Genomic DNA, 10,918 nt, shown 5'->3' on the forward strand with positions numbered 1-10,918 from the left:
CGCTCCGGATGAATATGATGATCTCATATCAGGAACTTGTTCGCACCTTCCTTAGCTCAATCCGTATGTCGGGGTACCGTCTACAGAATATTGCCACGCCGGTCTAATAAGCCCCGCTGGGGCCTTACCAGGTTTTGCCGATATTAAACTGAAACTGCTCTGCTTTATCGCCATCATACTTTTTAAATGGCTCTGCCCATGAGAAGACCAGTGGACCGAGAGGAGACATCCACTGCACGGCAATCCCAGCGGAGAGACGAATATGACTCGGATCGCCGTAGTCAGGGATCCCTGCCGCCTGCGTCTGCGCGGTGTTTTGCCAGGAGGTGCTCCAGACCGTCCCCGCATCAACAAACAGCGAGGTTCGCAGACTATCGGCATATTTGTCATTCACAAAGGGGGTTGGAATGATAAATTCGCTGTTCAGCACCGCCATGGCATTCCCGCCGACCGCATCAGATGAGGAGTCCAGCGGGCAGGCGCTATAGCTGCTTTCGCTCTCGTTACAACGGTAATAGGCCGCTTTAGGCCCGATGGTGTTAGATGAGAAGCCGCGCACTGTCGACGAACCGCCAGCGTAAAAGTTATCGTAGAACGGCACACTTTTGCCGTCTAACCCGCCGGCATAGCCTGCGCGCAGGCGTTCCATCCAGATCCAGCGCTTATTCTCGTTCAGTGGCAGATACTGGGCAGTGTCAAAGGAGAGTTTGTAATAACTGTTATCCGAGCCGGGGAGGGTCAGTTTTCCGCTAAGGCTGCTTTTGTTTCCCGCTCGCGGGAAAAAGCCGCGGTCGAGGTCGTTGTAACCCCATCCAATACTCACAAAATAATCGTTGGCGCTATATTTCGCGCCGCTGTCGCCATCTTTCGTCACCACGCTGGGCTCGATTCCGCGAGAACTGAGGTAGCGCCAGGTCGACAGCTCCGGATCCATATTAGTCAGCCGATTATGAACATAATCCAGTCCCAGGTTCAGGGAGTTATTTTCGCTAATTGGAAACCCCAGCGTACTGCCTAAGCCGTAGCTCTGCTGGTTATAGCTCCCGGCGTCCGCATCGGAAGCATCATAGCTGTTATAAAAAATCTTTCCGCCCAGGCTAATGCCATCGACGGTAAACCACGGATTCGTCGCCCCCAGTTCAAGATAAGACTGATAGCTGTTGCGCGTCCCGTTGAAGCTAACGCTGTTGCCCGTTCCCAGCCAGTTATCCTGAGTCACGCCAAGCTGATAGCTCACGCCGCTGTCCGTTCCAAATCCCAGGCCCACGTTAAATGAGCCGGTGTTGCGCTCCTTCACCTTGTAGACCACATCGACCTGATCCGCCGTCCCACTAACCGGAACGATCTGCTGTTCAACGTTCTCAAAAAAACCCGTTCGGTCAAGACGTACTTTCCCTTGCTCGACTTTTTCGTTGTTGAGCCACGCCCCTTCCATTTGACGCATTTCACGACGCAGCACCGCGTCCCGGGAGGTGTCGTTACCGGAAAAGCGGATCTGGCGTACCGAGTAGCGGCGACCCGCGTCGACCTGAATATGCAGCGTCATACGGTGATGCGCATCATCGATTTCCGGCGTGGTCGTCACTTGCGGCCAGGCATAACCATACTTGCCGAAACGCTTTTTGATCTCATTTTCAATCGTGGTGACTTGCGCCCCGCTATACCATGCCCCCGCCAGCGGCTGGGCAAGGGCCTCGATCTCCGGTCCATGCTGCGCCAGGTCGCCTGTCACCTGAGTTCGGTCGACCCGATAACGTTCGCCTTCATTGAGGGTGATGGTGATATACAAGGATTTTTTATCTGGCGTCATACTGACCTGCGTGGACTGGATAGCAAAGCGCGCATAGCCGCGATCGAGATAAAAACTGCGCAGCGTTTCCAGATCGGCTTCCAGCTTCTGTTTCTGGTATTTTTTATCCGCTACCACGTTCCACCACGGCACATTATCGCGTAGCTGAAGCTGGTCCAGGAGCGTCTCTTCTCGAAACGCCTGATTACCGATAATGTTTATTTGTGCGATTTTCGCCGATACGCCTTCCTGAAAGACGAACGTTAAGTCAACGCGATTACGCGGTAACGGGGTCACCACAGCGTGAACCTGCGCACTGTATTTCCCCGCGCTGTAATAGAAATCCTGCAACCCCTTTTCTATTTCGCTGAGCGAATTTCTATCCAGTGCGCTACCTGCAAAAATACCTGTCGCGGTGAGATTCTCCGTTAACGCATCATCCTTCACCGACTTATTCCCGGAAAAACTGATGCTGGCAATAGTGGGCCTCTCCTTAACCTGCACCACCAGCGTTTTCCCATCGCGCAGGATCTGCACATTCTCGAAATTGCCGCTCGCATACAGCGCGCGCACCGCCTCGCTGACTTCCTCTGGCGTCACCGTTTCTCCCGCGTGCAACGGCATACTTAATAGCGCCGCCCCGACGGTCACGCGCTGCAGCCCTTCAAAACGAATATCATCAACTTGATATGATGTTGCGGCGTACAACGTTAAAGGGGTAATCAATAATCCGCTGATGATATGAGTCTTTTTTAACATGAATGTGTCGTCTACGAGATAATGAGCAATAGCAGTTATCTGCTGGCGTTGAGCTTATTTGTTCAGGTTGCGTATCTAAGATATGCGACAGAATTAACCTGAGCGAGGCGCAGAATTACATGCAATTATGGCGACAAAATGGAGAAAAAAAGGATGTTAAATCATCTTTAAAAATATATTTAAGGATGGAACTTTCCCTGAACTCCGTGGTTCTAATGGCCAACACCAGAGCTATATTTAGATTTGCCTGAACGGTTTTTATTGAAAAAGCCCCCTTTCTTGCTAATGGAAAGGGGGAAGGATCTCGTTAGGAATGTTGTTCTCTGGAATCACCAGGAACAGGCACAATCATATTCTTAAAGCCAGCAGATATAATGAAGAGAAATTGAATAAATTATGCAATCGACATCACAACATTCTTTCATGTATTTACCGCCAGATGACAATGGCGAAAATCTCCATATTTTCCTCAAAATAGCAGAATACAGTAGGGACGCCTTATCAAGGCATCAAGGAAAGTCTATCGTTATCTACAATAGCCAAGCAGTGGCGCCTCGCCAGGGAAGGTGAGGAATAGGCTTCACCATCCTGCCGCCTCCCATCATCAATTACAGGGAATTGCGTATGTCACGCTTACTTAAAACGATCTTACCCATCATTATCTGCACCCTCTTTGGGTTATCGTTCGCTTCGCCAGCGCAGGCTGCCTCCAGTCTGCCGATTGTTCTCCCCGCGCTGACATGCGATGCGCTGAGCGCTACCGACTTCAGCGCCGCCGTTGGCGCAAAGGTCACTATCAACCACACTGAAATGCAAACCTCCGCGCAGGGAAGCTGGTGCAAGGTGAGCGCCACTATCGCCCCCCAGATTGGCGTGCAGATTGCCCTGCCGACCCAGCGCTGGAGTCAACGTTTCTTGCAGGTCGGCTGCGGCGGACTGTGCGGGAGCATTAACCTGAGTCTGTCGAATGCCAGCGGCTGCCTGCCGGCAATGAACGGCGAGTTCGTGGTGGCAGCAACCGATATGGGGCACCATGGCAGTATGATGGATGCTTCATGGGCCGAGGATCCGCAAAAGCGCATCGATTTTGCCTGGCGCGCCAACCACCTGACCGCAGTGCTGAGCAAAGCAGTGATTCAGATGCTTTACCGCCAGCCGCCAAAATACGCGTACTTTATGGGCTGCTCAGACGGCGGTCGCGAAGCATTGATGGAAGCACAGCGCTTTCCGCAGGATTTTGACGGTATCAGCGCTGGCGCGCCTGCGGCCTTTTTCCAGTTTCAGAATTCCTTCTTCCACGGCTGGAATGTGGCCGCCAATCAGCGTCCCGACGGTACCGCTGTCTTGTTGAAAGATCGCTTACCTTTGATTCACCAGGCCATACTGTCTCACTGCCCGACGCTTTCCGGCGTGCAGGACGGCATCCTGCAAAACCCGTATGCCTGTCAGTTCTCTGAGACTTGGCTCCCCCGCTGTCCTGCCAACGCTCAGGACCGTTCCGCCTGCCTGACACAGGAAGAGATTGAGGTAGTGAAAAAGCTCTACCGCGGCGCTTACGACAGCCACAGCGCCCAGTTCGTCGCTGGCGGTCTTCCGCTGGGCTCCGAGCTACGCTGGCCGGTGCCGGAGATGCCGACCGGCCACTCAATGTCGGAAATGATGGTACTACCGGCTCTGCAATCCGTGCTCCTGCCGGGAGGAAAACAGAAGATCCATTCGATGCGGGATTTCCCACTTAATCAGCAGAATTTTGACGCCGTCGCTCAACTGGCACCGCTCTATAACGCGGCAAATACCAATCTTCATGCCTATCAACAGCGCGGCGGCAAGCTTATCCTGTGGCACGGTCTGGCCGATGACTCCGTCAGCCCAGCCTTTTCTATCGCCTATTACCGCGGCGTAGAAGCAGAGATGGGCCATGCCGCAACGGATACCTTCCTGCGGTTATTCCTGCTGCCTGGGGTAGCACATTGCGGTAATGGCGAAGGTTACGATCAAATTGATCTCCTTACCCCGCTGATGCGCTGGACCGAGGAAGGCATCGCGCCGCAAGAGCTTATGGCCGGAAAACGGGCGTCAGCCGCCGCCAGGCTGCCGCCGATGACAGAAAAACCAGATGCGCAAACGCAGTTTCACGGCGTGCAGAAAATCAGTCAGCCTTACGCTGACGCCACTCCAGCCGTTATCGCAACGCGTCCGGTGTATCCCTTCCCAGCGATTGCCCGTTATAACGGGCGCGGCGACGTGAATGACGGCGAAAATTATCATGCAGAGCAATCAACCGCGTTTGGTTATCTGCAGGTGGCAAAACCCGCCAGCGACTATATTGGCCCTGATAACCAAAAAAATTATCAGGTTCGCCGCGGCGAGCTCACCGTTCAATAAACCCGGGGCTCCTCATTGAGGAGCCATTCGTTTTTGGGATTGGCCTCAATCATGCGTAGCAAAACGCTCCAGCAATCGGTACTAAACGACCTGATCCTTTGGATCGATAATAATCTGGATAAGAAACTAACCGTCGACGATCTGAGCGATATTTCTGGTTATTCTCCCTGGCATTTATTTCGGCTCTTCCGTTATTATTTTGATCGTTCGCCGATGGAGTATATCCGCCAACAGCGTATGTCGCTCTGTCGCCGTTTATTGCTGACGACGCCTGGTTACCGTATTGTCGATATTTGTATTATGGTTGGTTATGACGATCTCAGTGCGTTTAATCGTACCTTCAAAAAATATCATGCGCTCACACCCACCCAATATCGTCACCGGGTCACGCGACAAAAATAAGGAAGGTCCCCCTCCTCCGTATCGCTGCGGTTGGGAATGGAAGGGGGACAGGGGGTATTGCAGAAGGGAAATAGCAGGATGCTATTATCGAGCCCGGTCGGGATCAACGACCTTGCGCGACGGAAATCAGTATAAAAGGATATTTTGAGCTAATAATGTAGAGGGCGTGAAGATTTTGTCACCATTTATAATTGTCTCCGCCGCTCTCATCTGAAATAAAAAAACCGGGCCGCGCTGCACCCGGTTTCATTCTCCTCAGCACCATTAGAAATGAGTATTTACGCTCATAAAGAAGGTTCGCCCCGACTCGTTATAGGTCTCAGCACCCGCACCATAAAGGTAAGCCCCCGTCGTCGCGTTTCCAGTCGTTTGCGCATTCCCTGCCCGATAGTGGCGGATATCAAACAGGTTATCTATCCCACTGGTGAAGCTCAGATTTTTGTTCACATCCCAGGTCGCGCTGAGGCCGACAATGCTGTATGGGCTGACTTCGTTTAGTTCGCTGCCGCTGACCGCCTCGCCCTTATAATTAAAGCGTTTTGGTTTCTGACGGCCATACCAGGTAAAGGTGCTCTGCAGAGAGAGATCTTCACGAACCTGCCAGCTCAAAGTCGAGTTCAGGGTAAACTGCGGGATCACTGACAGCCGGTCGCCTGTCGTCTTATTCTTGCTCTGCAGCATCCATGTCAGGTTATTGCTCCAGTTAATCGTCTCCCCCACTGGAAGATTCAGCGTTCCTTCCAGGCCTTCCACTAACGCTTTTGGTACGTTTTCCCACTGATAGATATTGGTGGTACCGTTGCTGGCAGTGCCCACCGCCGCATACCCTGACTCAATCTTGTTGTGATAGTCGTTACGGAACCAGGTAATTCCCGCCTGATAGCCATCATGCTTGTACTCAATACCGATCTCTTTATTGACGCTGGTCTCCGCTTTCAGGTCGCTATTTCCCATCAGATAGCAGGCGGAACTACTGGCGTAACAGCCTTGACCATTGCTGTAGAGAATATAGTTCGGGTTCAACTGGTAGAGGTTAGGCGCCTTGTAAGCGCGGGCAATGCCCAGCTTAAGCGTCCAGTCATCCGTCAGTTCCTGGGACAGATTCAGCGACGGGCTCCAGTTATTACCGACGATGCTGTGGTGATCGAAGCGCAGAGCGGGTGTCAGCATGGTACTGTCCGTTAGCGCCATATTATCTTCGGTAAACAGCGAGAAAATCTCAGCGCTGGAGTACGGGCTACGATCGGTAGCCGATACACCGTCGATCGCCCCGTAAGAGAGCGCCTGGGCTGTCGACACGCCGTCTTTCATCCGCTGCTGGTTCCATTCGGTGCCCAGCGTCAGATTCTGATCGACCCCCAGCGTAAACGGAATATTCACTTCGCTATGTAGCAGAACATCGGCCAGATCGATATCTGAAAACTCGCTACTGGAGAAGATCCCTTCCGTACCGCCCGCCAGCCCTTCATTCATTCGCGAGTTGCGGGTGTGTTCGTACTGGGCATAGCTGTTGCTGGTCACGCCATTATCCCAGCCGCCGGTCCATGTCACGCCATAAGTTTGCCGGTAGAGACGGTTAGTCTCTTTCCCGTACATACTCTTCACCAGCGTACTGGTATTGGTGTTTTGTGTGTCGCCGGCATAGAGGTTGCCCTGGCGGCTGTAGCCGGCCTCAAACTCCAGGGCCTGCATCGGGGCGAATTCCCAGCGCAGCTTACTGTGAATATCTTTGTTCACTACCCCTTCACGTCCGGCTGGATAAGAGCCCGCGTAGGAACCGGTACGCTCAGCTTCATGCCCGGCGTTAATGTCCTGAGCATCGGCCTGGGTTTTACTCAGATTACCCCAGAGATTGAAGCTAACACTGTCTGACAGCGGACCATTGAGGCTAAAGTTGGTACGTTTCGTCGACCCTTCTTTACGGTGCTGCGGAGCATTGATATAGGTATTCCACGACCCATGCCATTCAGGCGTGGTCGGTTTGGTTACGATGTTGACGACCCCGCCCATCGCGCCATTACCATAGCGCGCCGCCGCCGGGCCGCGGATCACATCGATATGATCGATCATCTCTGCCGGCACCCAGTTGGTATCGCCACGGGAATCACGATCGCCGCGCCAGCCATATCGTACCGAGTTACGGCTGGTGACCGGTTTTCCATCGACCAGCACCAGCGTATTCTCTGGCCCCATGCCACGGATATCAATTTGCCGGTTGTTGCCGCGCTGACCGCTAGTGGAGTTACCGGTCAGGTTGACCCCGGGTTGCGTGCGAATTAACTCCGACACATCGCGGGCGGGGGGATGTTTGCGAATCTCCTCTGCGGTAATGGTCGACACGCCCGGCGCCTGCAGGTTCTGCCTGGCAGCGGTCACCACCATCGTTTCCTCCTGGTTTTCGGCCGTTGGGGTGCTCTCGTCACGAGTCGATTGTTCAGTAATATTCTCTGCCGCCTGCAGCTGCACGCTACAGGCGAGCAAAGGAATGACGATCCCCAGCGGGAAGTGAGACGTGTATTTCATAGAATATGCCCTGTTTTCTGTTGCTGTCGGGCATAACGCCTTCCCCAATTGAAAAAACAAGGGGATAAAATACTCGCCTCAGCGCCTCGCCAGATTTTGGCGTAGGTCAGCCCCTTCCCGATAGTCATGGGAATAAGAAAACAGCATGAGGCATAATAAAATTAAGTGCCCTGTTTCATCATTAGAGAAAAAGCGCTTCGCGCTATTCTTTGATAGCGTAATCCAGACAGCGAATAATAAGAGTAATGTGCTGTGCTACGGTAATAAAAATGAGATTCATTATCAAGGTGATAATAATCAATATCGGATAAAAATAAAATAAACACTAATAATCAAAAGGTTAATACAAAACAGATGAGGAAGCATAAAATAAAAACATTATCATTACTTTCTATTTATCATTAAAAAAACACATTTCCGCCATATTATCTCCATAGTTAAAGTAAAGATAAAAGCACATTAATAGTAAGCGATAAAATGGGAGAAAATGATTTGTCAGCATCGTTATGTTTTTTACGCCCTTGTCGTGCCCGGCTAACGGCGGCCGTTCTGCTAAAATAAACACATCCCCCTGCGGAGTGTTCCTCCATGAACGCCAACTTGCTATCACGCCTGTTTATCGCCTGGCTCACCTGCCTCGCGACGCTGTTATTCGCCCCTATCCTGCTTGCGGCGGAGGCGGAAAAAGCGCCGCCGGTGGCAACCGAAGATAACACGCTGTCGATCCATATCGACGACATGCTGCAGCCGTGGAAAGGCGATCTGCCTGGCATGCTTGATCGGCGCACCATCCGGGTATTAACCACCTACAGCAAGACCTTCTTTTTTATTGATAAGGGAACCCAACGCGGAGCGACGCACGACATTTTCATGGCGCTGGAAAACGATCTGAATAAACAGCTGGCCAGGGATAAAAAGCTGAAACAGCGCCACCTGAAGCTACATATCGTTTTCGTGCCGGTCAGCCGGGATAATCTCTTCACCGCGCTCAATGAAGGTAAAGGGGATATCGTCGCCGCCAACCTGACCATCACTCCGTCGCGGGAAGCCCAGGCCGCTTTCGCTCAGCCGCTCTACAGCGGCGTCAAAGAGTTGCTGATCTCCGGCCCGGCGTCGCCAAAGGTCGACAGCCTGGAGCAGCTTTCCGGTCAAACGGTCTTTGTTCGCCGCTCCTCCAGCTATTACGACAGTCTGCAAGCGCTGAACGCCCGATTTGCCAGTGAGTCAAGACCGCCGGTTACCCTGGAAGCGGCGCCGGAAGCGCTGGAGGATGAAGATCTGCTGGAAATGCTCAACGCCGGGCTGGTGCCGTTGATCGTCGTCGATCAGCATAAAGCTGTTTTCTGGAAACAGGTGTTTCCGAAAATCCAGGTCCATGACAACGTGGTGCTGCGCGACGGCGGCAACATTGCGTGGGCGGTACGCCAGGACAGTCCGCAGCTGCTGGCGCTGCTGAACAACTTTGTGAAAAAGAATCGTCAGGGCACCACGCTGGGCAATACTCTCCTGCTGCGTTACCTGAAAAACGCTAAATATGTCAAAAATGCCGCAGCGAGTCAGGAACGGCGCAAGTTCCTCGCCATGGTGGACGTCTTCCGCAAATATGGCGATCGCTACGATGTCGACTGGCTGCTGATGGCGGCCCAGGGATACCAGGAGTCGCGGCTGAACCAGTCGGTTCGAAGCCACGTCGGCGCCGTCGGGGTGATGCAGGTGATGCCCAGCACCGGAAGAGAGCTGAAGGTGGGTGATATTAAACAGCTGGATCCCAACATTCATGCTGGCGTGAAATATATGCGCTGGATGATAGATCGATACTATGCTGATGAGCCCATGACCCGGCTGGATAAAGCGCTATTTACCTTTGCTTCCTACAACGCCGGTCCAGCGCGTATCGCCCGCCTGCGCACCATGACCAAACAGCGCGGGTTTGATCCAAACGTCTGGTTCGGTAATGTCGAAAATCTGGCGGCAGAAAAAATCGGCGCGGAAACGGTGACCTACGTCAGCAATATCTATAAGTATTACATCGCCTATCGGCTGATCGTCGATGACATGGCCCGCAAACAGAAAGCGACGGCCGCGCCGCGGCAGAGGCCAGCGACACAGCCCGCCGCACCGCAGCCAGGCGTGGCGACGCCCGCAACCGCTCAGGTGCCCGCAGCCTGAAGCGCTCGCGATCCGCGATCAGTGGTCAAAACGACTCCTGAGGCGGCGGTGGAATAATCATAAAAAAAGCCCCGTCGAAACCGGGGCTTTCTGTTTTAACTACGCGGATATTGCGTCTAAGGCAAGCCTTAGAACGGGATATCGTCGTCGAAGTCCATCGGCGGTTCGTTGGAAGGCGCTGCCGGAGCCTGCTGCTGCGGACGGGACTGCGCGCCGCCGCTGAACTGGTTGCCGCCCTGCGGCTGCTGAGGCTGACCCCAACCGCCCTGCTGCTGGCCGCCACCTGCCGGTGCGCCGCCGCCCTGACGGCCGCCCAGCATCTGCATGGTGCCGCCAACGTTCACCACCACTTCAGTGGTGTATTTGTCCTGACCGGATTGATCGGTCCACTTGCGGGTACGCAGCTGGCCTTCAATGTACACCTGAGAGCCTTTACGCAGGTACTCACCAGCGACTTCCGCCAGTTTGCCGAACAGCACAACGCGGTGCCATTCAGTCTGCTCTTTCATTTCGCCGGTCTGCTTGTCACGCCAGGATTCGGAAGTTGCCAGCGTGAAGTTGGCGACTGCGCCGCCACTTGGCATGTAGCGTACTTCCGGGTCCTGCCCCAGATTACCGACGAGAATCACCTTGTTTACGCCTCTGCTGGCCATGATCGAATCTCCTGAATAATACGTTTTGTATAAGTGTAAACCGGGAATTCTAACACCACAAAGGGACAATTTGATAGCTGCTAAGCCAATTCCAGAAAACATGCCGCCGCTATGCAAATTTTCACACGCTTCCCGCAGCGCCATTCCAATACTGTATATTCAGACAGGTTAAATTGTGTCATAATTAGCCGTTTCTGCCGTTTGTCCTTCAAGCAAACCAGGCAATCCGTGTATCTAC

At 53.3% G+C, this 10,918-nt stretch carries 6 protein-coding genes; 3 read left to right on the top strand and 3 right to left on the bottom strand.

Annotation, left to right across the window (positions count from 1 at the left end):
* Positions 1 to 124: 124 nt before the first annotated feature.
* On the bottom strand, positions 125 to 2,548 hold the full coding sequence (gene bamA, locus ABLV54_RS15785; RefSeq protein WP_050533636.1) for an outer membrane protein assembly factor BamA: 2,424 nt from the start codon (positions 2,546 to 2,548) through the stop codon (positions 125 to 127).
* A 624-nt stretch (positions 2,549 to 3,172) separates the two neighbouring features.
* Here bamA and ABLV54_RS15790 point away from each other — a divergent pair.
* Positions 3,173 to 4,933 (top strand): tannase/feruloyl esterase family alpha/beta hydrolase, encoded by a 1,761-nt coding sequence (locus ABLV54_RS15790; protein WP_044525134.1) that lies wholly within the window; start codon positions 3,173 to 3,175, stop codon positions 4,931 to 4,933.
* Positions 4,934 to 4,966: 33 nt separating this feature from the next.
* Positions 4,967 to 5,335, top strand: a complete 369-nt coding sequence (locus ABLV54_RS15795) for a helix-turn-helix transcriptional regulator (protein WP_048296437.1) — start codon at positions 4,967 to 4,969, stop codon at positions 5,333 to 5,335.
* 264 nt (positions 5,336 to 5,599) lie between these two features.
* On the opposite strand, the gene ABLV54_RS15800 is transcribed toward ABLV54_RS15795, so the two are convergent.
* Positions 5,600 to 7,858 carry a TonB-dependent siderophore receptor gene (locus tag ABLV54_RS15800; RefSeq protein ID WP_044525132.1) on the bottom strand — a complete coding sequence of 753 codons (2,259 nt, stop codon included), beginning with the start codon at positions 7,856 to 7,858 and terminating at the stop codon, positions 5,600 to 5,602.
* Between the two features lie 588 nt (positions 7,859 to 8,446).
* On the opposite strand from ABLV54_RS15800, the gene ABLV54_RS15805 reads away from it, so the two are divergent.
* Positions 8,447 to 10,027, top strand: a complete 1,581-nt coding sequence (locus ABLV54_RS15805; protein WP_032454565.1) for a lytic transglycosylase F — start codon at positions 8,447 to 8,449, stop codon at positions 10,025 to 10,027.
* A gap of 128 nt (positions 10,028 to 10,155) precedes the next feature.
* On the opposite strand, the gene ssb1 is transcribed toward ABLV54_RS15805, so the two are convergent.
* On the bottom strand, positions 10,156 to 10,680 hold the full coding sequence (ssb1, locus tag ABLV54_RS15810) for a single-stranded DNA-binding protein SSB1 (RefSeq protein WP_004151744.1): 525 nt from the start codon (positions 10,678 to 10,680) through the stop codon (positions 10,156 to 10,158).
* Positions 10,681 to 10,918: the final 238 nt, after the last annotated feature.

It is taken from the genome of Klebsiella sp. JB_Kp042 (assembly GCF_040065275.1).
In the GTDB taxonomy this organism is placed as follows: Bacteria; Pseudomonadota; Gammaproteobacteria; order Enterobacterales; family Enterobacteriaceae; genus Klebsiella; species Klebsiella quasipneumoniae.